The organism is Stenotrophomonas rhizophila (assembly GCF_001704155.1).
Classification (GTDB): domain Bacteria; phylum Pseudomonadota; class Gammaproteobacteria; order Xanthomonadales; family Xanthomonadaceae; genus Stenotrophomonas; species Stenotrophomonas rhizophila_A.
In genome coordinates this window covers 3,476,459-3,498,775 of record NZ_CP016294.1, presented here as the reverse complement: position 1 = coordinate 3,498,775, position 22,317 = coordinate 3,476,459, and the positions used below count along the sequence as shown (strand labels likewise).

Annotated in this window: 22 protein-coding genes; 12 read left to right on the top strand and 10 right to left on the bottom strand. The window is 67.5% G+C overall.

Annotated features, from left to right (window positions below):
* Nucleotides 1-34: 34 nt before the first annotated feature.
* Nucleotides 35-2,959, top strand: a complete 2,925-nt coding sequence (locus tag BAY15_RS15605; RefSeq protein ID WP_068853919.1) for a TonB-dependent receptor — start codon at nt 35-37, stop codon at nt 2,957-2,959.
* A gap of 40 nt (nt 2,960-2,999) precedes the next feature.
* Here the strand turns inward: BAY15_RS15605 and BAY15_RS15600 are convergent, their stop codons facing one another.
* Complete coding sequence (locus BAY15_RS15600; protein WP_068854771.1) at nt 3,000-3,245, bottom strand: DUF2789 domain-containing protein; 246 nt, start codon at nt 3,243-3,245, stop codon at nt 3,000-3,002.
* Between the two features lie 183 nt (nt 3,246-3,428).
* Between BAY15_RS15600 and BAY15_RS15595 the strand changes: the two genes are divergently transcribed.
* Nucleotides 3,429-4,016, top strand: a complete 588-nt coding sequence (locus tag BAY15_RS15595) for a biliverdin-producing heme oxygenase (protein ID WP_068853918.1) — start codon at nt 3,429-3,431, stop codon at nt 4,014-4,016.
* Between the two features lie 28 nt (nt 4,017-4,044).
* A complete protein-coding gene (locus tag BAY15_RS15590; protein ID WP_068853917.1) occupies nt 4,045-4,407 on the top strand; it encodes a YbaN family protein in 363 nt (120 codons plus the stop codon).
* 114 nt (nt 4,408-4,521) lie between these two features.
* Here BAY15_RS15590 and BAY15_RS15585 read toward each other — a convergent pair whose 3' ends face one another.
* On the bottom strand, nt 4,522-6,549 hold the full coding sequence (locus BAY15_RS15585; RefSeq protein WP_068853916.1) for a sodium-translocating pyrophosphatase: 2,028 nt from the start codon (nt 6,547-6,549) through the stop codon (nt 4,522-4,524).
* 350 nt (nt 6,550-6,899) lie between these two features.
* On the opposite strand from BAY15_RS15585, the gene BAY15_RS15580 reads away from it, so the two are divergent.
* Nucleotides 6,900-7,403, top strand: a complete 504-nt coding sequence (locus BAY15_RS15580) for a hypothetical protein (protein WP_068853915.1) — start codon at nt 6,900-6,902, stop codon at nt 7,401-7,403.
* A 63-nt stretch (nt 7,404-7,466) separates the two neighbouring features.
* Here the strand turns inward: BAY15_RS15580 and BAY15_RS15575 are convergent, their stop codons facing one another.
* Nucleotides 7,467-8,723: a 6-phosphofructokinase gene (locus BAY15_RS15575; RefSeq protein WP_068853914.1), complete on the bottom strand. Its 1,257-nt coding sequence runs from the start codon at nt 8,721-8,723 to the stop codon at nt 7,467-7,469.
* 139 nt (nt 8,724-8,862) lie between these two features.
* Between BAY15_RS15575 and BAY15_RS15570 the strand changes: the two genes are divergently transcribed.
* The 3 genes from BAY15_RS15570 (at nt 8,863) to BAY15_RS15560 (ending at nt 11,781) form a co-directional block, all read left to right on the top strand.
* A complete protein-coding gene (locus BAY15_RS15570) occupies nt 8,863-9,426 on the top strand; it encodes an adenylate kinase (protein ID WP_068853913.1) in 564 nt (187 codons plus the stop codon).
* Nucleotides 9,427-9,794: 368 nt separating this feature from the next.
* A complete protein-coding gene (mpl, locus tag BAY15_RS15565) occupies nt 9,795-11,159 on the top strand; it encodes a UDP-N-acetylmuramate:L-alanyl-gamma-D-glutamyl-meso-diaminopimelate ligase (RefSeq protein ID WP_068854769.1) in 1,365 nt (454 codons plus the stop codon).
* 10 nt (nt 11,160-11,169) lie between these two features.
* Nucleotides 11,170-11,781, top strand: coding sequence for an LON peptidase substrate-binding domain-containing protein (locus BAY15_RS15560; protein ID WP_068853912.1), 612 nt, complete (start codon nt 11,170-11,172; stop codon nt 11,779-11,781).
* 53 nt (nt 11,782-11,834) lie between these two features.
* Here the strand turns inward: BAY15_RS15560 and BAY15_RS15555 are convergent, their stop codons facing one another.
* The gene (locus BAY15_RS15555; protein ID WP_068853911.1) at nt 11,835-13,823 is read right to left on the bottom strand and encodes a bifunctional DedA family/phosphatase PAP2 family protein; all 1,989 of its coding nucleotides are present in this window, start codon (nt 13,821-13,823) and stop codon (nt 11,835-11,837) included.
* A 56-nt stretch (nt 13,824-13,879) separates the two neighbouring features.
* On the opposite strand from BAY15_RS15555, the gene BAY15_RS15550 reads away from it, so the two are divergent.
* Both BAY15_RS15550 and BAY15_RS15545 read left to right on the top strand, forming a co-directional pair.
* Nucleotides 13,880-14,542 (top strand): phosphotransferase, encoded by a 663-nt coding sequence (locus BAY15_RS15550; protein ID WP_068853910.1) that lies wholly within the window; start codon nt 13,880-13,882, stop codon nt 14,540-14,542.
* A 61-nt stretch (nt 14,543-14,603) separates the two neighbouring features.
* Nucleotides 14,604-14,819, top strand: a complete 216-nt coding sequence (locus BAY15_RS15545) for a hypothetical protein (RefSeq protein WP_068853909.1) — start codon at nt 14,604-14,606, stop codon at nt 14,817-14,819.
* 13 nt (nt 14,820-14,832) lie between these two features.
* Here BAY15_RS15545 and BAY15_RS15540 read toward each other — a convergent pair whose 3' ends face one another.
* Nucleotides 14,833-15,525, bottom strand: coding sequence for a hypothetical protein (locus BAY15_RS15540; RefSeq protein WP_068853908.1), 693 nt, complete (start codon nt 15,523-15,525; stop codon nt 14,833-14,835).
* Between the two features lie 110 nt (nt 15,526-15,635).
* Here BAY15_RS15540 and BAY15_RS15535 point away from each other — a divergent pair, with 110 nt between their 5' ends.
* Nucleotides 15,636-16,454: an SDR family oxidoreductase gene (locus BAY15_RS15535; RefSeq protein WP_068854767.1), complete on the top strand. Its 819-nt coding sequence runs from the start codon at nt 15,636-15,638 to the stop codon at nt 16,452-16,454.
* Nucleotides 16,455-16,464: 10 nt separating this feature from the next.
* Here the strand turns inward: BAY15_RS15535 and BAY15_RS19270 are convergent, their stop codons facing one another.
* Both BAY15_RS19270 and BAY15_RS15530 read right to left on the bottom strand, forming a co-directional pair.
* Nucleotides 16,465-16,788 carry a hypothetical protein gene (locus BAY15_RS19270; RefSeq protein ID WP_157771766.1) on the bottom strand — a complete coding sequence of 108 codons (324 nt, stop codon included), beginning with the start codon at nt 16,786-16,788 and terminating at the stop codon, nt 16,465-16,467.
* A 107-nt stretch (nt 16,789-16,895) separates the two neighbouring features.
* Complete coding sequence (locus tag BAY15_RS15530) at nt 16,896-17,768, bottom strand: ion transporter (protein WP_068853907.1); 873 nt, start codon at nt 17,766-17,768, stop codon at nt 16,896-16,898.
* Between the two features lie 74 nt (nt 17,769-17,842).
* Here BAY15_RS15530 and BAY15_RS15525 point away from each other — a divergent pair, with 74 nt between their 5' ends.
* Entirely contained in the window at nt 17,843-19,072 is a 1,230-nt protein-coding gene (locus BAY15_RS15525) for an acetylornithine transaminase (RefSeq protein ID WP_068853906.1), read from the top strand.
* Nucleotides 19,073-19,148: 76 nt separating this feature from the next.
* Here BAY15_RS15525 and BAY15_RS15520 read toward each other — a convergent pair whose 3' ends face one another.
* Complete coding sequence (locus tag BAY15_RS15520) at nt 19,149-19,763, bottom strand: HAD-IA family hydrolase (protein ID WP_068853905.1); 615 nt, start codon at nt 19,761-19,763, stop codon at nt 19,149-19,151.
* Between the two features lie 143 nt (nt 19,764-19,906).
* Here BAY15_RS15520 and azu point away from each other — a divergent pair, with 143 nt between their 5' ends.
* Complete coding sequence (azu, locus tag BAY15_RS15515) at nt 19,907-20,335, top strand: azurin (protein WP_093533832.1); 429 nt, start codon at nt 19,907-19,909, stop codon at nt 20,333-20,335.
* A gap of 25 nt (nt 20,336-20,360) precedes the next feature.
* Here azu and hemL read toward each other — a convergent pair whose 3' ends face one another.
* Both hemL and thiE read right to left on the bottom strand, forming a co-directional pair.
* On the bottom strand, nt 20,361-21,650 hold the full coding sequence (gene hemL / locus BAY15_RS15510; RefSeq protein ID WP_068853903.1) for a glutamate-1-semialdehyde 2,1-aminomutase: 1,290 nt from the start codon (nt 21,648-21,650) through the stop codon (nt 20,361-20,363).
* On the bottom strand, nt 21,647-22,294 hold the full coding sequence (gene thiE / locus BAY15_RS15505) for a thiamine phosphate synthase (RefSeq protein ID WP_068853902.1): 648 nt from the start codon (nt 22,292-22,294) through the stop codon (nt 21,647-21,649). Before thiE ends, hemL begins: the two co-directional genes overlap by 4 nt.
* Between the last annotated feature and the right edge of the window lie 23 nt (nt 22,295-22,317).

Here is a 22,317-nt window from a genome sequence, read left to right as displayed (position 1 = left end):
GCTTTCGCGGCATCGCCTCTCAACAGGTTTCAACATGCTTCCCATTTCCCGACCGGCGCCGATGCTGCGCCCGTCCCGCCTGTGCACCGCGTTGTTGGCTGCCGGCCTGGCCTCGGCCACCGCGTTGCCGGTACTGGCCCAGTCCGGCGACACCGCTCCACTGGCCGCCGCCCACCCGTTCGATATCCCCGCCCAACCGCTGGCCGATGCGCTGCGCAGCTACATGCGCCAGTCCGGTGTGCAGGTGGCCTACCCGGCCGCACTCGCCAACGGTGCCACCTCCACTGCGGTATACGGCGCGCTGGACGCGCAGGCCGCACTGGCGCGGCTGCTGCAGGGCAGCGGCCTGGCGCCGCGCGCGCTGGGGCCGGGCGCGGTCACCCTGGAACGCGCGCCGCGCGGCCAGGGCGAGGATGGCGTGATCCACACCGCGCCCCTGCGCGTGGCCGGTGACCAGGCCAGCGCCGAAGGCACCACCGAGCGTGCGCTTGAGCAGTACCGCAGCAGCGGGTCGAGCGTGTATGTGCCACGGACCACCCTCGAGCGCTTCCGTGGCACCTCCACCGCCGACATCGTCAAGGGCGTGGTCGGCGTGACCGCCGGCGATCCGCGCACGGCCAACGCGTTGGACCTCAACATCCGTGGCATCCAGGGCCAGAGCCGCATCCCGGTGATCATCGACGGCGGGCAGTCCACCATGGACACCTACCGCGGCTATGCCGGCCAGTCGCAGCGCACTTACCTCGACCCGGACCTGATTTCCAGCCTCACCGTGACCAAGGGCCCCAGCCTGGGCGCCAATGCGTCGGGCGGCATCGGCGGCGTGGTGGAAATGGAAACGCTGAACATCGGCGATGTGCTGCGCGACGGCCAGGACGCCGGCCTGCGCGTGCGCAGCGGCATCTCCAACGGCAGCGCGCGTGACCTTCCCGCCTACAACGGCACCCCCGGTACCGACCGCAGCAGCCTCGGCGGGCAGTTCTTCAACATCGCCGGCGGCAAGCACTGGGAAAGTTTTGACCTGGTGGCGGCTTACGCCTGGCGCGATACCGGCAACTACTACTCGGGCAAGCACGGCTACGACGATTTCCCGCAGACCCGGCGCACCCTGGCACCGTTGAACCCGCCCAACACCGAAGTGTTCAACACCTCGTCCAAGTCCAACTCGGTGCTGCTCAAGGGCACCTGGCGGATCGATGACGTGCAGACGCTGGAGGCCGGCTACCGCCACTACAGCGGCCGCCAGGGCGAAATCATGGCCTCGCAGATCATCCGCGTGGACCGCGACCGCGTGCCGCAGTGGGAGCCGGGCAGCGTGGACCTGGATGCCTACAATCTGCGCTACCGCTTCAACCCGGGCAACGACATCGTCGACCTGAAGGCCAACCTCTGGTACACCCAGGCCGACAGCCTGATGTACAACGGCCTGACCGGCATCACCCCGTGGTACTTCGACCGCCGCACCGAATGGTATGACGGCCCGACCTTCAACACCGACCCCGGTTACAAGGATGCCTATCGCAACGACATGAGCCAGACGCGGTTCGGCCTGGACGTGTCCAACACCACGGTGATGACTACCGACAGCGCCGGCCTGTTCACCTTCGACTACGGGCTGTCCTTCAGCGATGAAGACGTGGGCCCGGGCGACAGCGCGCCGATCATGCACGACGACCTGGTCAACAACCGCTTCCTGCGCAATGCCACGCGCAGGGAATACAGCGCGGTGGCCTCGATGAAATGGCAGCCGGGCGAGCGCTGGGACATCCTGGTGGGTGGCCGCTTCAACCGCGTCAGCATCCACGACCGCAACCGCCTGGCCACGCCGGAAACCGAGGAAGTGATCGGCCAGTACCGCTATACCCAGCTGCTCAACGGCAACCCGGCGCTGCCGGCCTGGCGCGCGCAGCGGATCGCCATGCTCAACTGGTACCCGGATGCGAACGGCCAGTTCACCGAGGCCTCGCTGCTGGCTTCGCCGTACAAGAAGGGCACAGTGGCCGACATCACCGGCTGGAACTTCCACGATGTCACCGCCACCGAAGACCTGGTGGTGCCCACCAGTTGGACCTGGTCGCAGCCGATCCGCCGCACCGACAACGCGTTCATGCCCACCGCCAGCGTCACCTGGCACGCCGATGAAGACACCCTGGTCTACCTCAAGTACGCCGAAGGCGTGAAGCTGCCCAGCCTGTTCGAAAGCACCCTGGGCCTGTTCACCGCGGCCAAGCCGGTGGGCGGCGAACTCAAGCCCGAGCGCGCGGGCACCTGGGAAGTGGGCGCCAGCACCGTGCGCCATGATCTGTTTGCCGAAGGCGACCAGGCCGCGTTCAAGCTGGCCTACTTCAACACCCGCATCGACGACCTGATCACGCGCGACTACCGCACGCTGTCGGCCGGCTATATCCGCAACATCGACCGCTTCAAGGTGTCCGGCCTGGAGTTCCAGTCCAGCTATGACGCCGGCAAGGTGTTCGCCGATCTGTCGGCGCACTACTACTTCGAAGCCAAGACCTGCGCCCCGGACATCGCCGCCGAGCGCCGCGCATACGGCGTGCAGCGAAAGAACGAAGAACTGGCCAACACGCCGGACTGCGTCGACGGTGGGTTCGAGGGGTCCTACAGCAACACCCAGAATCCGCCGCGCTACACGGTCAACCTGACGCTGGGGTCACGGCTGCTGGACCAGCGGCTGAGCTTCGGTACCCGCGTGATCCACAACAGCGGTCCGATCAGCAAACTGGACAAGGAATGGAACGTGGGCCTGTCGGCGATCCAGCAGCTGTACCAGCCGGCGACCATCGTGGACGTGTTCGCCAGCTGGCAGGCCAGCGAGCAGCTGGCGGTCGACTTCAACGTGGACAACCTGACCGACCGCTACTACCTCGACCCGCTGGCGCTGGGTGTCATGCCGGCCCCGGGCCGGATCATGCGCCTGGCGGTCACCTGGCGGTATTGAGAAAACCCGCGAGCCGGGCTCTGCCCGGCTCGCGGGTACGCTATCGGGCGGTCGCATCCGCGTGCAGCGCCTCGTTCAACTCATCCACCACGATCGCCCAATCCGCATCTTCCTTCAGCTCTTCACGCAGGAACTGACGCTGCGCATCGCTCCAGTAAGTGGCTTCGGCCAAGGTCACGTCGCCGGGCAGCTGGTGCGCCCGGATGAACGCCGCAATGGCCTCCGGGCTGGAGTCCAACCCCAACTGCTCGAACAGGTTGGTCATGCGCGATTCGGTGGTGTCCATCATGGCAATCCTTGTGGGCGAAAGAATGCTCCATTATCAACACCCCAAGGTGAGGATGGCATCGCCGGAATGGGGGGGGGAGGGCAGCACCGGCAATCCGGGTTGGGGTAGTCTGCGCGACAGGCGTCTTATCCCTGTGCCGGACCTTGCCCGGCGCTGCCACCTTCTTTCTGCCAGAACGCCATGAACGCCACCGATACCCTTGAAGCGACCCGCAGCCAGCGCCTGAAGGCCGCCACCCGAGACAGCCACGGCGCGCTGGACAAGCGCATCATGGCCGGCGAGATCTTCGCCGACCGTGGGCGGTTCGCGCGCTTCCTGCGGGTCCAGTACCGCTTCCACCGCGATATCGATGGCCTGTACGCCAACGCCGCGCTGGATGCGCTGCTGCCCGACCTGGCCGAACGCCGGCGGCTGCCGCAGGTCACCCGCGACCTGCGCGATCTGGAACAGACCCTGCCGGGCCCGGTGCCGCTGCGGCTGGACCCGGACCTGCCACTGGCTGCCGCATTGGGCTGGTTGTACGTGGCCGAAGGCTCCAACCTGGGCGGCACCATCCTGTACAAGATGGCCGCGCAGCTGGGCCTGGATGCGGACTTCGGCGCACGCCACCTGGCCGCGCATCCCGATGGTGCCGCACGCCACTGGCGCGAGTTCACCGCCGCGCTGGACAGCGTCGTACTCACCGACGTCGAAGAGCAGCAGATGATCGATGCGGCCGATGCCGCGTTCCGCAGCGTGCACGATCACGTGGAGCTGGAATTCGCATGAGCAGGGGCGTGCGCGCCGTGTCGCGCTGATGCGCTGGCTCTGGTTCTGCCTGGGTTGGGTGATGGTGGCGCTGGGGGTGATCGGCGCGCTGTTGCCGGTGATGCCCACCACCATCTTCCTGATCCTGGCGGTAGGTTGTTTCGCGCGCAGCTCACCGCGCTTCGAGCGCAAACTGCTGGAGCATCCGCGTTACGGCCCGTCGCTGCGCGCCTGGCGCGAGCAGGGCGCGGTGAGTCGCAAGGGCAAGGCATTTGCCGCCGGCGGCATGGCATTCGGGTTTGCAATGTTCTGCTGGGGCGCGAGGCCATCGTGGCCGTTGTTGCTTGGCGTCGGCCTGTTCTTCGCCGCAAGCGCGGCCTACGTGTTGTCGCGGCCGACGCCGTTGCCGTGATGGTGCGGGTCAGGCGACACCCCATGGGACACGCACGGCGGGTTGCGTGCGCAGGATCATATCCGTGGTCGCCTGGTCTGGGGTCCCCGACCTTGGTCGGGGACCCGATAGACGTTACAGCAACGGCACCAGCAGCAGCGCCACGATGTTGATGATCTTGATCAGCGGGTTGATCGCCGGGCCGGCGGTGTCCTTGTACGGATCGCCGACGGTATCGCCGGTCACTGCCGCCTTGTGCGCCTCGCTGCCCTTGCCGCCGAAGTGGCCGTCTTCGATGTACTTCTTGGCGTTGTCCCAGGCACCGCCGCCGGTGGTCATCGAGATCGCCACGAACAGGCCGGTCACGATGGTGCCGATCAACAGGCCGCCCAGTGCGCGCGGCCCCAGCAGCAGGCCCACCACCACCGGCACCGCGACCGGCAACAGCGAAGGCACGATCATTTCGCGGATCGCCGAGCGGGTCAGCATGTCCACTGCGCGGTCGTACTGCGGCTTGCCGGTGCCTTCCATGATCCCGGGAATCTCGCGGAACTGCCGGCGCACTTCTTCCACCACCGCACCGGCGGCGCGGCCCACTGCTTCCATCGCCATCGCGCCGAACAGGTAGGGGATCAACCCGCCGATCAGCAGGCCGATGATCACCGTGTGGTCGGACAGGTCGAAGGCGAACACTTCACCCGGGTGCGCGGCCTGCAGGTTGTGGGTGTAATCGGCGAACAGCACCAGCGCGGCCAATGCCGCCGAACCGATCGCATAGCCCTTGGTCACTGCCTTGGTGGTGTTGCCCACCGCATCGAGCGGATCGGTGATGTTGCGGATTTCCGGTGGCAGCTCGGCCATTTCGGCGATGCCGCCGGCGTTGTCGGTGATCGGGCCGTACGCATCCAGCGCCACGATCATGCCGGCCATCGACAGCATCGCGGTGGCCGCGATGGCGATGCCGTACAGGCCGCCGTGCAGGTGCGCCAGCCAGATCGCCAGGCATACCGCGATCACCGGCAGCGCGGTGGACTTCATCGACACGCCCAGGCCGGCGATGATGTTGGTGCCGTGCCCGGTGGTGGAGGCCTGTGCCACATGCTGCACCGGCTTGTACTGGGTGCCGGTGTAGTACTCGGTGATCCACACGATCAGCCCGGTCAGCACCAGCCCGATCAGCGCGCAGATGTACAGGTTCGTTGCCCCGTGGGCGTTGTCCGGCATCAGCTGCAGGGTGATCGGGTAGAAGGCGATGGCGGCCAGCACGCCCGACACGATCACGCCCTTGTACAGCGCGCCCATGATCGAGCCGCCCGGCTTCACCTTCACGAACAGCGCGCCGATGATCGACGCGATGATCGACACCCCGCCCAGCACCAGCGGATACAGGATCGCGTTGCGACCGGCTTCGGCGATCATCAGGCTGCCCAGCAGCATGGTGGCGATCACCGTCACCGCGTAGGTTTCGAACAGGTCGGCGGCCATGCCGGCGCAGTCGCCGACGTTGTCGCCCACGTTGTCGGCAATCACCGCCGGGTTGCGCGGGTCGTCCTCGGGAATGCCGGCTTCGACCTTGCCGACCAGGTCCGCGCCCACGTCGGCACCCTTGGTGAAGATGCCGCCGCCCAGCCGGGCGAAGATCGAAATCAGCGAGGAGCCGAAGGCCAATCCAACCAGCGCGTGCAGCGCTGCGGCAGTGTCCAGCCCCATCCGCAGCAGCAGCGCGTAATACCCGGCCACGCCGAGCAGGCCCAGCCCGACCACCAGCATGCCGGTGATCGCACCGCCACGGAATGCCACATCCATGGCGGCACTGAGGCCATTGCGTGCCGCTTCGGCGGTGCGTACGTTGGCCCGCACCGACACGTTCATGCCGATGTAACCGGCCGCACCGGACAGCACCGCACCGATCGCGAACCCGATCGCGGTGTACCAGCTGAGGAAGATGCCGACCAGCACGAACAGCACCGCGCCGGCGATGCCGATGGTGAGGTATTGGCGGTTGAGGTAGGCGCGCGCGCCTTCCTGGATGGCGGCGGCGATTTCCTGCATCCGGGCATTGCCCGCCGGTTGCCGGAGGATCCAGCGTGCCGACACGATGCCGTAGAGAATCGCGAGAATGGCGCAGAACAGCGCCAGAGAAAGCCCATAACGTTCCAGCATGTCCCCTCCCGGGTGATGGATGGCATCCAGTTGACGGACGAACCTCACCACGCGGGGCACAACGGGCTGCAACGATGGACCAACCCGTTCAGACCGTACCCGGTCATCAAGCGTGTGGCTTTGTTCAGCAATCCCTGGTGCCCCCGAGTATGCAGTGAAATCGTCGCCCCTGCCCAGCGCTTGCGCCGAACAGCCCAACGAAGCCCTGATCCAAGGCGCACGAGGCTGTAGCGCCGACCGTTGGTCGGCTCCGCGGTTGGCGCAATCCCATCAGCCCCGCGTGCGCCCCCTTGCCACACCGTTCATCCCTCCCAAGCCACCCTCACTCCACCCCAACGGAGGCTTCCCGCATGTCCCCCCGCCACCTCATCCTGCTGGCCCTGCTTCCTGCCCTGGCGGCTACTGCCGCCGAAACCCCCGAACGCCAGCGCCCGGTCGGCGCAGCACAGGCAGTGAACGTCACCCACACCCTGCGCCAGATCCCCGAAGCCTGCGCCCGCCTGGAAGGCACCTTCACCGGCGACGCAGCGCAGCCCTACCGGTTCGTGGTCGCCCGCACCAGCGAGCAGTGCCAGCCACGCGCGAAGTTCGTCGACTTCGACAAGGCGCAGCCCAGCGAAGCCAAAGGCTGGAAGCTCAACGACGTGATCCGCGTGCCCAGCGCGGCCTGTCCCACCCAGCAGGCAGTAGTGAGGGTCTGGCGCCTGCCGGTGGAACAGAAGCTGCAGCTCGATGGCCAGGGCCAGTCGCGCATCTACCTGGAAGACGCCAAGAAGCAGGCCGCTGCCGGCCAGATCGCGGAGATTCCGATGTTCGCGGCGAAGATGACCGTGGAAGGCAAGGCCTGCCCGTAACGCGCGCAGCAAAAACGCCCGTAGAGCCACGCACTGCGTGGCTGCACAGTGTCCGCAGGCCCGTTACGCCTCAAATGTTGGCAGCTTCTTCTTCACCGCCACATTCTTCAGGGTCACGTATTTCGGCAGTCCATCGGTGCCGTAGGGCAGCGGTGCCTCGCCCTTGATCAGCGGCGACAGGTACGCGCGGGCCTTTTCGGTGATGCCGAAGCCATCGCGGCGGATGAAGCCGGCCGGCATCTTCTTCTCGTGGTTGGCCACCTTGTGCAGCGGCGCCGGCTCGATCTTCCAGCGGTACGGGGCGTCGCTGCTGCGCACGATCACCGGCATCACCGCGTTCTGGCCCTTCAGCGCGTACTGCACCGCCGCCTTGCCCACCGCCTGCGCCTGTTCCCAGTCGGTCTTCGAGGCAATGTGCCGGGCCGAGCGCTGCAGGTAGTCGGGCAGGGTCCAGTGCACCTTGTAGCCCAGCGTGTCCTTGACCCGCGCGGCCAACTGCGAGGCCACCCCGCCCAGCTGGGTGTGCCCGAACGAATCCTTGCCGCCGCCGGCATCTGCCACGAACCGGCCATCGGCGGTCTGGATGCCTTCGGAAGCCACCACCACGCAGTGGCCCACGCGTTCCACCACCTGCTTCACCTTGGCCAGGAACGCGGCTTCGTCGTAGGCGCGCTCGGGCAGCAGAATGATGTGCGGAGCCTCGTCCGGTCCATTTCCGGCCAGCCCGGCCGCAGCCGCCAGCCAGCCGGCATGCCGGCCCATGGCCTCGTACACGAACACCTTGGTGGAGGTTTCAGCCATGGCCGCCACGTCCAGCGCCGCCTCGCGCACCGACACGGCGGTGTACTTGGCCGCCGAACCGAAGCCCGGGCAGGTGTCGGTCACCGCCAGGTCGTTGTCGATGGTCTTGGGCACGCCGATGCAGGTGAGGTCGTAATCGAAGGCCTTGGCCAGCTGGGAGACCTTCCACGCGGTATCGGCCGAATCGTTGCCGCCGTTGTAGAGGAACCAGCGCACGTCGTGGGCGCGCAGCACCGCCAGCAGGCGCTCGTAGCGGGCCCGGTCGGCCTCAAGCGATTTGAGCTTGTAGCGGCAGGAGCCGAAGGCGCCGCCGGGGGTATGGGCCAGCGCCGCAATCGCCGCGGCCGACTCCTTCGAGGTGTCGATCAGCTCCTCGCGCAGCGCGCCCAGGATGCCGTTGCGCGCGGCCAAGACCTTGATTCCCTTGGCCCTGGCGGTGCTGATCACCGCCGAGGCGGTAGCATTGATGACGGCGGTGACGCCGCCTGACTGGGCGTACAGCAGGGTACCTTTGGACATGGTGGGACCTTTGTCGGGGGGAAGGACATTGCAGGGACATTACCGGTATGAGGTAAAGTGCGCGTATTGCGGTGCAGCGTGATTGTGGACAATCCCGGGCGCGCGCCCTTCCGTTTTTTACCAAGTTGGAGTCAGGTTGATGCGATTGGTTCTGTTGGGACCGCCCGGTTCGGGCAAGGGGACGCAGGCGACGCGCCTGAAGGAACACCTGAACATTGCGCACATTTCCACCGGTGACCTGCTGCGCGCCGAAGTGGCTGCCGGCACCGAGCTGGGCAAGCAGGCCAAGGCCGTGATGGACGCCGGCAACCTGGTGTCCGATGACATCCTGCTGGGCATGCTGGAATCGCGCCTGGGCCAGGCAGACGTGGCCAATGGCTTCATCCTGGACGGTTACCCGCGCAACGTGGCCCAGGCCAACGCGCTGGACGCCGTGCTGGCCAAGATCGGCCAGCCGCTGGACGCGGTGGTGCAGCTGGATGTGCCGAGCGAACTGCTGGTCGAGCGCATTGCCGGCCGCGCCCAGGAACAGGGCCGCGCCGATGACAATCCCGAATCGGTGCGCAAGCGCCTGCAGGTCTACACCGACCAGACCGCGCCGGTGGTGGATTTCTATGCGGGCCGCGGCACCCTGGCGCGCGTTGATGGCGTTGGCGAGCTTGCCGACGTGGAAGCGCGCATCCAGGCAGCGCTCAAGCGCTGACAACCTACACGCGCACGCCCGGTCCTATCGGAACCGGGCGTGCGGTGTAGAGCGCCAGCGATCGGGCCTGCTCAGGGCCCCACACCATGAGCCCCCCCTGGGGACGGCCTCTTGGGGAGTAGGACCATCGGGGGTAGTGCGGCTGGCGCGCTGAATTGTGTACGTGTTCACAGTACACCGCTATCGGGAATTCCCTGACAGCACGCGTAAAGCCGCGCGCTGTCGTCCCACAGTCTGCTCTGCAAACAGTGGGCCCCATTGTCTGCGTCCATACCCCGGCCGCTGCGCGGCCGCCCCCTGACTCAGGGGCTACCCCCCAGATGCTTTGCGTCTCCCCTTCAGAGTGGGCTTTGGGCGACAATCGGGTGATGAGCACGATCCACATTCTTGGAATTGCCGGCACCTTCATGGGCGGCGTGGCCGCCCTGGCGCGGGAACTGGGCCATACGGTCCGTGGCAGCGACCAGGCGATCTATCCGCCGATGTCCACCCAGCTGGAACAGCTGGGCATCGCCCTGGACCCGGGCTATCGCGCCGACAGCGTGGCCCGCGATTGCGATGAAGTCGTGGTCGGCAACGCGTTGTCGCGTGGCAACCCGGCCGTGGAAGCGGTGCTGGATGCCGGGCAGCGCTACATTTCCGGCGCGCAGTGGCTGTCCGAACAGGTGCTGCCGGGCCGCGACACGCTGGCCGTGGCCGGTACCCATGGCAAGACCACTACCACCACCATCCTGACCTGGCTGCTGCAGGCCGCCGGCCGCGAGCCGGGCTTCCTGATCGGCGGCGTGGCCGAGGATTTCGGCGTGTCCGCACGGGTGGGGCAGGGCCGCGAGTTCGTGGTCGAGGCCGACGAGTACGACACGGCGTTCTTCGACAAGCGCAGCAAGTTCGTGCACTACCGCCCGCTGGTGGCCATCCTCAACAACCTCGAATACGACCACGCCGACATTTTCCCGGACGTGGCCGCGATCCAGCGCCAGTTCCACCACCTGGTGCGCACCGTGCCCGCGCGCGGACGGCTGATCGTCAACGGCGAAGACACCTACCTGGCCGAAGTGCTGGCGATGGGCTGCTGGACGCCGGTGGAACGCTTCGGTTTCGATCCCGGGTTGGAATGGCATGCCGAACTGGTCAATGCCGACGGCAGCGCCTTCATCGTGCACCACCGTGGCGTGGCGCTGGGCGAAGTGCGCTGGTCGCTGCTGGGCCGCCACAACGTGCTCAACGGCCTGGCCGCATTGGCCGCCGCGCACGCGGTAGGCGTTGCGCCGGCCACCGTGATCCCGGCATTGGCGCAGTTCCGCAGCGTCAAGCGGCGCATGGAAGTGATCGGCGTGGTCGACGACATCACGGTCTACGACGATTTCGCCCATCATCCCACCGCCATCCGCACCACGCTGGAAGGCCTGCGCGCCAAGATCGGCCAGCGCCGCATCGTGGTCGCGATGGAGCCGCGCAGCAACTCGATGCGGCTGGGCGCACACGCCGATGCGCTGGCCCCTTCGCTGGCGCTGGCCGACGCGGTGGTGTTCCTGCACCGGCCGGAACTGGCCTGGGATGCGGCCAGCGTGATCGCCGCCGTGCGCGGCGACGCGCACGCCGTGCCCGATACCGACGCACTGCTGGCACGACTGGGTGCCACCGTGCAGCCGGGCGACCATGTGGTGTTCATGTCCAATGGCGGCTTCGACGGCGCGCCGCGCCGCTTCCTGGCCCAGCTGCAGGCGCGGTGATCGGTTGGCCATGACCGATTCCGTTGCCACGCTGCCGCTGTTCCCGCTGCACGCGGTGCTGCTGCCCGGTGCCACGCTGGGCCTGCGCGTGTTCGAGCGCCGCTACCTGGACATGCTGCGCGAGTGCAGCCGCAACAACACCCACTTCGGGGTCTGCCTGATCCTGGACGGTGATGAAGTCGGGGCCCCGGCCACCCCGGCCGCGCACGGGGTGGAAGCGCGCATCGACGATTTCGACATGGGCGACGACGGCGTGCTGGTGCTGCGCCTGCGCGGCCATCGCCGGTTCCATGTGCGCCAGGTGCGGGTGCGCGACAACGGCCTGATCATGGCCGAGGTGGAATGGAGCACGCCCGACCACGACGACGAACTGCGCCCGGAACATGCGCTGCTGTCCACCGTGCTGGGCCACATCATCGAACAGGCCGGCACCGCGTTCGCGCCCGCGCATCCGGCGCTGCTGGACCAGGCCGCCTGGGTCGGCTGGCGGCTGGCCGAACTGCTGCCGCTGGAGGAATCGCAGCGCTTGCAGCTGCTGCAGCACGACGACCCGCACGAGCGTCTTGACGCACTGCTGCGCTGGATGCCGGCCAACTCAACGCCGATCGACGAGAACTGGTAACCCGAACCGGGTGACCCCGGCCGGTAGATCACGACCGTTGGTCGTGATCGCCCTCAATACGTCCGCACCCGCAACACCGGCATGCCGGTTTCAGGATGCGTTCCGACCTCCTGCGGCAACCCTTCCAGCGCCTCGCGCACCGCCTTCAGCGACGGATCGATGCCGCGCATCGGCCGCCACATCCCGATCAGGTGGAAGTGCTGGTAGTGCAGCGTCTGCGCGCTGCCCAGCCAAAGCGGCTGGTCGCCCGGCTGCAGCTGGGTAGCGGCCGGCCACAGGCGCAGCGCGAAGATCTCGTTGGGCGCATTGCCCGGGCGCAGCAGCAGCAGCGATTCGACCTGCGTATCCAGCGTGGCCGGCAGCACCGGCACTTCGTCCGGGGTGGCCGATTTGTCCAGCATCAGCAGCGCCTGTTCCCAACCGGCCTGCGGCTGCACGCGCCAGCCCTGGCTTTCCAGGCGCTCGCGCAGCGGCGCCAGCGGCCCGGCCACCTGCACGTCCAGCGGCCAGCGCTGGTCATCATCGAATTCATTGCGGCGCGAAGGCTGGGTGCGCCACTGGCTGCCCCACCAGTCCTGCGCGGCCACATTGGCCGGCGCCGGCTGGGCCGGCTCGAAGCGCTCCAGCTTCGCCTCGGTGTTGCGCGGGGCATACCACAGCGCGGCCACCGCGAAAGTGCCGTAGAACAGCCACGACACCGGCTTGACCCAGAACGAGCGGTTGAAGCGGCGGCGGTAGGCGATGCCCAGCACCAGCAGCCAGAAGATGCCGAACAGCATCCCGCCGACCACGTCGCTCAGCCAGTGCGCGCCCAGGTACAGCCGCGAGAAGCCGATCAGGCTGACGATGATGCCCGACAGCAGGTACGGCCACACACGGGTGCGGCCGGGCAGCTCGCGCGCGATCAGTACCGCAAAGAAGCCAAAGGTGATGGTGGCCATGGTCACCGACACCGACGGGAACCCGAAGCCGCTGCTCGCCCCCGGCGGGCGCACCACGGTCACCGTGGCGCCCAGCAGCTTGGTCAGCGCCAGCCCGAAGGCCAGCGCGGCCAGCCAATGCGCGGCCGCCATCCAACGCCGACGCCAGATCAGATAGCCCATCGTGACCGCCGTGGCAGGCAGCAATACCGGCCAGGCGCCCAGCGATGCCAGCGCCGCCATCGGGTAGTCGGCCAGCGGATTGCGCAGCGCCAGCATCGCCTGGTGCACGGCCAGGTCCAGGCTGAGCGGCTCGCCGTGGGCCACCACCGCCATCAGCAAGGCGAACCAGCACCAGCCCAGCAACAGCAGCATCAATGCCAGCATCGCCAGCGGTACCGATTCACGGCGCTGCGGGTCGAACACCGACACCGAGTAGCGACCCAGGGTGGGGTGGCGCTGCGACCAGCGCAGCAGGCCGGCCAGCCAGCTGTCCATGCGCGCGGCCGACCAGCGGTAGCCGTACAGCACGATCGCCCAGACCACGCCCATCACCACGCCGACCAGCGCCAGCACCATCACCAGCCGCCCGGCCACCGCAGCAACTGCGTCATAAGCCTCGCCCAGCACCCAGCCCGGGGCCAGGAACAGCACCGCCCAGGAAATGCTGGCGATGCCGCTGGCCTGCACGTAGCGCATGGCCGGCATGTTCATCATGCCGGCGATGGCCGGCACGAACGGACGGATCGCGCCTACATAGCGCGCCACCAGGATGCTCTTGAAGGCATTGCGGCGGAACATCGTCTCGCCACGGTCAAGCAGCTGCGGGTAGCGGCTGAACGGCCAGAAGCCGCGCAGCCGGTCACCCCAGCGCCGGCCGATCCAGTAGCTGATGCCATCGCCGGCGAACGCACCCAGCGCCGCGCACGCCACGGCGTACGGTCCGGAGATCTGGCCCAGGCCGATGAACACGCCCACCGCGAACAGCAGCGGCAGCGCAGGCACGATGGCGCCAAGCACGATGACGGCATCGCAGAAGGCGATGAGGAAGATGACCGCACCGGCAAGCACGGGGTGAGCTGAGATCCACGCAAGCGTGGCATCGATCCATGACGAGTCCATCGGGGGATTATAGAGGGGCCAAAGTGACTGACTCCCGGCCAGCTAGAATGGCCGGCATGAATCGCCCGCTCCCGCCTGCCGCACACGCCCTCAAGGCCGACAGTTTTGGCCGCATCCTGCTGATGGAGGAGGGCGGCACGCGCTTCGTCCGCCGCGACCTGCTCGCCACCCCGTGGTGGCTGCGGCTGCCGGCCTGGTGGCTGGCCCGGCGTGAAGCCCGCGCGCTGGCGCATCTGGATGGCATGCCGGACACCCCGGCGCTGCTGGCCTGGAACGGCCGCTGGCTAGACCGCAGCTTCATGGCCGGCGACGCGATGTACCAGCGCCCGCCGCTTGGCGACGTGGCCTACTTCCGCGCCGCGCGCCGGTTGCTGCAGCGGGTGCACCGCCACGGCATCGCCCACAACGACCTGGCCAAGGAAGCGAACTGGCTGGTGCGCGAAGACGGCAGCCCGGCGCTGATCGACTTCCAGCTGGCCGTGATCGGCAACCCGCGCTCGCGCTGGATGCGCCTGCTGGCCCGCGAAGACCTGCGCCACCTGCTCAAGCACAAGCGCATGTACTGCCGCGAGTCACTCACTCCGGTGGAAAAGCGCGTGCTCAAGCGCCACTCGTGGGTGCGCGACCTGTGGTTCCGCACCGGCAAGCCGGTGTACCGGTTCGTGACCCGGAAGATCCTGCACTGGGAAGACAACGAAGGGCAGGGGCCGAAGCCGTGACCTGGCGTGGCAGGTACCGGACATGGAGCGGCGCAGGCATCCTGGGATAAGGAAATTAACCATGCACAAGACGGTCCACATAGCCCTCGCACTGGCAGCGCTCGCGCTCGGCATCTGGGCGTATTACGCCATGCCCGGCTGGATGGGGCTGATGGTGTGTGGTGTTCTCTTGGCATGCGCAGCGGTCGCAACCGTTGTTGCCGCGCTGGGTCGCGGGGCACGGCAACGGGTTGCACGGCTGTGGAGGGAATTCTTCGATTCCCTCTACGGACTCTGATGCACCGACATGCTTACGGTGCCACGGGCACCAGCTGCTGCGCGATGAAATTACGCTCGGCATCGAAGTCATAGCCCATCTGCACGCTTCCCAGGTCGGGGCAGGCGTGGCACTCGCGCAGTGGCGTGCGGTACAGCAGGCGAACGCCGCCGCCGTCCAGCGGGGCGGTGCCCGCCGCCTGTGCCGGGGCGAACGGTGTCGCCTGCGGATCGGCGGCCAGCAGCGCCTGTACGGCCGGGTCGGCGCGCAGCGTGTCGTCCAGCTGCACGTTGTCCACGTCAATGCGCTTGCCGCTGGCATCGATCAGCCGGGTGCCCTCGTTGGTATTGGCGCGGAACGGGTAGTTCACCGTTGCTACGCCGACGCCGTCCTGGTCATGCCAGGCGACCACATGGGCCAGCTCGCCGGCGCTGCTCAGCTGCTCGGCGGCGGTGACGGCATCGTCACTCGCACCACCGGCCAGCATGGCCTTCATCAAGCACTCGCGGGTGGCTGCGGACTCGCCCTGGCGGCAGACATTGAGGTCGCCACTCCAGACCACCGCGTTGCTCCAGCGCAGAGTGCCGTTGGCGGGTGATTGAGCGGTGGGGGTGTTGGCGGTGCCAGCAGGTGCTGCATCGGGCGCGGCGGCGCTGGGCTCGCGTTGGCAGGCGGTGGCGACCAGGACCACGCCGAGGGCAATGAACAGACAGCGGGAACGGCGCATGGTGAATACCTCGCAGCAGTAACCGGGGCAGTAACTATCGTCAAGGGGCGGTTAATTGCGCGTGGGCGCGGCATACTTGGCCGATCGTGAATTCGCAGGAGTTGATCGACGTGGCCAGTCTGCAAGGGAAAACCCTATTCATCACCGGCGCCTCGCGCGGTATCGGCCTGGCGATTGCCCTGCGCGCCGCACGCGATGGCGCCAACGTGGCGATTGCGGCGAAGTCCGCCGTGCCCAACCCGAAACTGCCGGGCACCATTCATAGCGCCGCCGAAGCGGTCACCGCTGCGGGCGGGCAGGGCCTGGCACTGAAATGCGACATCCGCGAAGAAGACCAGGTGCGCGCAGCGGTGGCGGCCACCGTGGATACCTTTGGTGGCATCGACATCCTGGTCAACAACGCCAGTGCGATCTGGCTGCGCGGCACGCTGGATACGCCGATGAAGCGGTTCGACCTGATGCAGCAGGTCAATTCGCGCGGCAGCTTCCTGTGCGCGCAGGCCTGCCTGCCGCACCTGCTGCAGGCGCCCAACCCGCACATCCTCACCCTGGCGCCGCCGCCGAGCCTGGACCCGAAGTGGTGGGCCCCGCATACCGGCTACACGCTGGCCAAGATGGGCATGAGCTTCGTGACCCTGGGCCTGGCGGCAGAGTTCGGCCCGCAGGGCGTGGCCGTCAACGCGCTGTGGCCGCGCACGGTGATCGCGACCGACGCAATCAACATGATTCCCGGCGTGGACGTGGGCGGCTGCCGCACACCGGAGATCCTGGCCGATGCCGCGCACGCGGTCCTGACCCGCGAGGCGGCAGGTTTCAGCGGCCAGTTCCTGCTGGATGACGAGGTACTGGCCGAAGCCGGTATCACGGACTTGACCGGCTATGCCGTAGATCCGACGCGCCCGCTGATGCCCGATCTGTTCCTGGACTGAGAGGCGCTGGTTATAGCGTCTCGGTGAAACTCTTGTCGCGATTGGTCATAACCTCGGCGATGGAGTCGCGAACGGCGGACATGTTAGCTTCAAGCTTGGTGACGTTTGCCATTGTTTTCAGGCAATCCTGCAATCGTTGACGATCGTGCTCAGTCAAGTGGGCTGAATACGACAACGACGCCTGCGTTGATGCCGCGTGGTGCGGTAGCGCGCAGGTTACAGACACGTTGCTGAGTGTGTCGGGAGTGATGCTGGAATCGGCAGATGGGGCCGCCGCCGACGAACGGAGCTCTGCACGTGTCGTGCTGGTAGGTGAAGAAGTGGGAGTGATCATGCGCGACGACTTCGTATGGTGGTGGACAAGCTAGAGGCTACGTTCATCCAGCAGCGGTTGCTTTCGCGATTCGATCCTCGATACCTTGCCGCGCAACGCGAGTGCGCCTAGGTGTTCATCGGCTCCGGCAGGCGCTCCCCACACTGGCGGCAATGCTTCGCATCCGGCTCATGCCCTTCCAGCCCGCACGCCGGGCACCCGCGCGCATCGCGCTTGGACGCGCGTTCGGCATCGCGCATGGTATTGGCCAGCTCCGCGGTGTAGATGCCGGTAGGCACGGCGATGATGCTGTAGCCGATCAGGATCAGCACCGAGGTCACGAAGCGGCCCAGTACCGTCTGCGGCACGATGTCGCCAAAGCCCACCGTGGCCATCGTCACCACTGCCCAGTACATCGCGCTGGGAATGCTGGTGAAGCCATGGTTCGGCCCCTCGATCACGTACATCAGGGTGCCGGCGATGATCGTGATGGTGATCACTGTGAACAGGAACAACAGGATCTTGCGCCGGCTGCGCCACAGCGATTCCATCAGCACGCCGCTTTCTTCGATGTAGCGGGTCAGCTTGAGGATGCGGAACACGCGCAGGATGCGCAGCGCACGCACCACCAGCAGGCTCTGCGCACCGGGAATGAACAGCGACAGGTAGGTGGGCAGGATCGAGGCCAGGTCGATGATGCCCCAGATGCTGAAGGCATACCGCAGCGGCCGCTTCACCACCACCAGCCGCAGCAGGTATTCGGCGGTGAACAGGATCGTGAACCCCCACTCGACCACGTACAGCCAGCTGGCATGTTCGATATGGAAACGCTGCACGCTGTCGAACATCACCACCAGCACGCTGGCGATGATGGCGTAGACCAGCAGCAGGTCGAAATTGCGCGACGGCCGGGTGTCGTGGCGGTAGATGATGTCGAACCAGGTCCGGCGCCAGCCGGAGTCGGTGGCGGGGTTCAGCTGGGGGGCGCGCAGGGGGTGCATGGGCCGCATTGTGCCCCAGCCGGTGGAGGGGGAGAATGGACCCCCTTCCCGGACCCCTCGGACCCCTGACCGCCATGACCGCTGCTGCCCCCGATCCGCTCCTGTCCCTGTCGCATTACTACCTGCCGGTGTACAAGCCGCGCCAGGTGGTGCTCGAACGCGGCCAGGGCGCCCGCGTCTGGGACAACCAGGGCCGTGAGTTCATCGACCTGGCCGCCGGCATCGCCGTGTGCGGCCTGGGCCACAACGATCCGGACCTGAAGGCGGCGCTGATCGAGCAGGCTGGCAAGCTGTGGCACACCAGCAACGTGTTCTACAGCGAACCGCCGCTGCGCCTGGCCGAGGAGCTGGTCACCGCCTCGCGCTTCGCCGAGCGCGTGTTCCTGTGCAATTCCGGCGCCGAAGCCAACGAAGTGGCGATCAAGCTGGTGCGCAAGTGGGCCTCCTCGCAGGGCCGTCCGGCCCACCAGCGCGTCATCGTGACCTTCCGTGGCAGCTTCCATGGCCGCACCCTGGCCGCGGTGACCGCCACCGCGCAGCCGAAGTACCAGGAAGGCTACGAGCCGCTGCCCGGGGGCTTCCGCTATGTGGACTTCAACGATGAAGTGCAGCTGGAAACGGCGATGGCCGCCGGCGACGTCGCTGCGGTGATGCTGGAGCCGATCCAGGGCGAGGGCGGGGTGATGCCGGCCAAGCCGGGCTTCATGAAGCGCATCCGCGAGCTGTGCGACCAGCATAACGCGCTGATGGTGCTCGATGAGATCCAGGTCGGCATGGGCCGCACCGGCACGCTGTTCGCGCACTGGCAGGACGAGATCAAGCCGGACATCGTGACCCTGGCCAAGGCACTGGGTGGCGGCTTCCCGATCGGCGCGATGCTGGCCGGCCCCAAGGTGGCCGAGACCATGCAGTTCGGCGCGCACGGCACCACCTTCGGCGGCAACCCGCTGGCGGCGGCGGTGGCGCGCGTGGCGCTGCGTAAATTGTCGTCGCCGGAGATCGCACGCAACGTGAGCCGCCAGTCGCAGGCGCTGCGCGATGGGCTGGGGAACATCAATGACGAGTTCAAGGTGTTCAGCCAGGTGCGCGGCCGCGGCCTGATGCTGGGCGCGGTGCTGGACAAGGATTTCGCCGGGCAGGCCGGGGCGATCCTGGATCATGCTGCCGAGCATGGGCTGCTGACGCTTCAGGCCGGGCCGGATGTGCTGCGGTTCGTGCCGGCGTTGAACATCAGCGATGAAGAGATTGCCGAAGGTTTGAAGCGGCTGCGGGCTGCGGTGCAGTCGTTCGTCGCGTCGCGTTGAGGAGGGGCCGCTGACTGATGGTAGCCGACTAAGAGCAGCCGACTAACAGTCGGCTCTACACGTCGGCTGCCCTGCATCAGGCATTGATGCCGAAACGGTGCATGAGCTTGCCGAAACTGCGGCTGTCGCGCGCGGTGTCGGCTGGCAGCCCGGCCAGGCGCGCGCCGCGCACATTGACGAACAGGTCGTCGACGAACAGGGTGCGGGCGGGACGTGCGTCGAGCCGTTCCACCGCTTTCAGGAACACCGCCGGGTCGGGTTTGCGCCCGCCCAGTTCGCCACTGCACAGGATGCGCCCTTCCAGCATCGGCGCCAGCGTAGGCAGGATGCGTGGAATGGTCTGCGCCATCAGTGCGCCGTTGTTGGTGAGGATGGCGATCGGCATCGCCTGCGCGATGCGCTGCACGCGCTCGACCACGCCGGTCTGCGGCGGTGAGGCGGCGATGCGCGCGTCCTGCCATTGGGCGAGGCTGATGGTCACGCCGAGTGCATCGCCCAGTTGCTGCAGGTAGCGCGTGCTGTCCAGCCCCAGATCGAACTGCTGTTCCAGTCCGCTGTCGAACAGTGCCGCGTGCACCTGTGCGGGCGTGCATCCGCAGGACTCGGCCAGGTGGCGCACACGCAGGTGCCGCGCGTAGTTGACCAGCACGCCATCAAAATCCAGCAGCAGGCAGTCCAGGGCAACCGGCATGTTCCACTCATGTGCGAAGCGACAGCCGACGTTACCGCACTGTCGGGGTTCGCTGCGACATCCCGTCGCACCACGACCTTGGTGGAGCTGCCTAGAATTGCAGTGACTGAAGGATGGAGAACGCCGTGAACCTGTTTGTCCCCATGATCCTGGCAGGGTTGGCGCTGGCGCCCGTCGCACAGGCACGCGTGTGTGCGGTCAGCATCGACAGCACCGACCAGATGAGCTTCAGCAGCAAGGAGATCAAGGTGGCCGGCGACTGCAGCCAGGTGAAGCTGACCCTGCGCCACACCGGCAAGCTGGCGGCCACGGCGATGGGGCACAACTGGGTGCTGACCAAGGCGGCGGACTACCAGCCCGTGGCGATGGCCGGCATGCGGATGACGCTGGCCGACAGCTACCTGCCGAAGAAAGATCCGCGTGTGCTGGCACATACGGCGGTGATCGGCGGCGGGCAGAGCACCAGCGTGACCTTCCCTACCGCAGCATTGCGCAAAGGCGGGGACTACACGTTCTTCTGCTCGTTCCCCGGGCATTTTGCGATGATGAAAGGCAGGTTTGTGTTCGGCTGATGCCGAACACAAACCTCCGGGCTGCTCAGCCCTTGGCGACCTTGAACGCCTCGCGCGCGGCTTCAATCGTTGCGTCGATGATGCTGTCATCGTGCGCGCTGGACAGGAAGCCGGCCTCATACGCCGACGGCGCCAGGAACACTCCGCGCTCGAGCATCGCGTGGAAGAAGCGGTTGAACGCGGCGGTATCGCAGGCCGTGGCCTGGGCGTAGGTTTCCACCTTCTGGTCGGTGAAGAACAGCCCGAACATCGCGCCCACCTGGTTGGTGGTGACCGCGACGCCCGCTTCCGCCGCCGCAGCTTCCAGCCCGGCGCACAGGCGCGCGCTGGCCGCCGACAGGCGGTCGTGGAAGCCCGGTTCCTGCACCAGTTCCAGCATCGCCAGGCCCGCGGCCATGGCCACCGGGTTGCCGCTCAGCGTGCCGGCCTGGTAGATCGGGCCGGCCGGGGCGATCTGAGACATCAGCTCGCGGCGGCCGCCGTAGGCACCTACCGGCATGCCGCCGCCGATGATCTTGCCGAAGGTGGTCAGGTCCGGGGTAATGCCGTAGTGCGCCTGCGCGCCGCCCAGCGCCACGCGGAAGCCGGTCATCACTTCATCGAAGATCAGCACCGTGCCGTACTGCGTGCACAGCGCGCGCAGGTGCTGCAGGTAGCCGTCGCGCGGCGGAATGCAGTTGGCGTTGCCCACCACCGGTTCGATGATAAGGCCGGCGATGTCCGCGCCCTGCTCGGCGAACAGCGCGGTGGCCGCCTCGAAATCGTTGTAGGGCAGGGTCAGGGTGAGTTCGCTCAGGCCGGCCGGCACGCCCGGCGAGGTCGGCACGCCCAGGGTCAGCATGCCGCTGCCGGCCTTGACCAGGAACGAGTCGCCGTGGCCGTGGTAGCAGCCTTCGAACTTCACGATGCGGCTGCGGCCGGTAGCGCCGCGCGCCAGCCGGATCGCCGACAGGGTGGCTTCGGTACCCGAATTGACCATGCGCACCATCTCGCACGACGGCACCAGCCGGGTCAGCGCTTCAGCCATGGTCACTTCGGCCGCGCACGGCGCGCCGAACGACAGGCCGTTGTTGATCGCGTGCTTGACCGCCTGGCGCACCGCGCTGTGGTTGTGGCCGACGATCATCGGGCCCCACGAGCCCACGTAGTCGATGTAACGGTTGCCGTCGACGTCGTACAGGTACGGGCCGTCGGCGCGCTCGACGAAGAACGGCTCGCCGCCCACCGACTTGAACGCGCGCACCGGCGAATTGACGCCGCCCGGAAGCAGTTCCTGGGCGCGGGTGAACAGGGCGTGGGACTGGTCGTGCTTCATGCGGAAGGGTCCTGGAAACAAGCAAGGTAGGCGTGCAGGGTGGCCACCGGGTCGTTGGCGGCGAAGACGCTGCTGACCACGGCCACCAGATCGGCGCCGGCGGCGATGATCGGGCCCACATTGTCCGGCGTCAGCCCCCCGATCGCCACCCGCGGCACCCCGAGTGCGGCGCTTTGCCGCAGCAGGTCCGGGTGGGCGCGGCTGCTGGTGACCTTGGTGGTGGTCGGGAAGAAGGCGCCAAAGGCCACGTAGCTGGCCCCGGCGGCCAGCGCCCGTTCGGCGTTGGCCAGCTGGTCATAGCAGGAGGCGCCGATGATGGCGGCCGGGCCGAGCAGGGCGCGCGCGGCGCCGATGTCGCCATCGGTGCCGCCCAGGTGCACGCCGGCCGCGCCGACCTCCAGGGCCAGGGCCGGGTCGTCGTTGATGATCAGCGGCACGCCGTGCGCGGCGCACAGGTCCTGCAGGGCAAGCGCCTGCTCGCGGCGCAGCGCGTCGCTGGCGGTCTTGTTGCGGTACTGCAGCCAGGTCGGGCCGGCGGCCAGCAGCGGGGCCACGCGGGCCAGCAGACGGGCGGTATCGGCCTCGTCGGGGGTGATCAGGTACACGCCGCGCGCGGGCGCGGGCGGGGAAGCAGGGAGCGTCATCGATGGCTACCGGTAGAACGGTG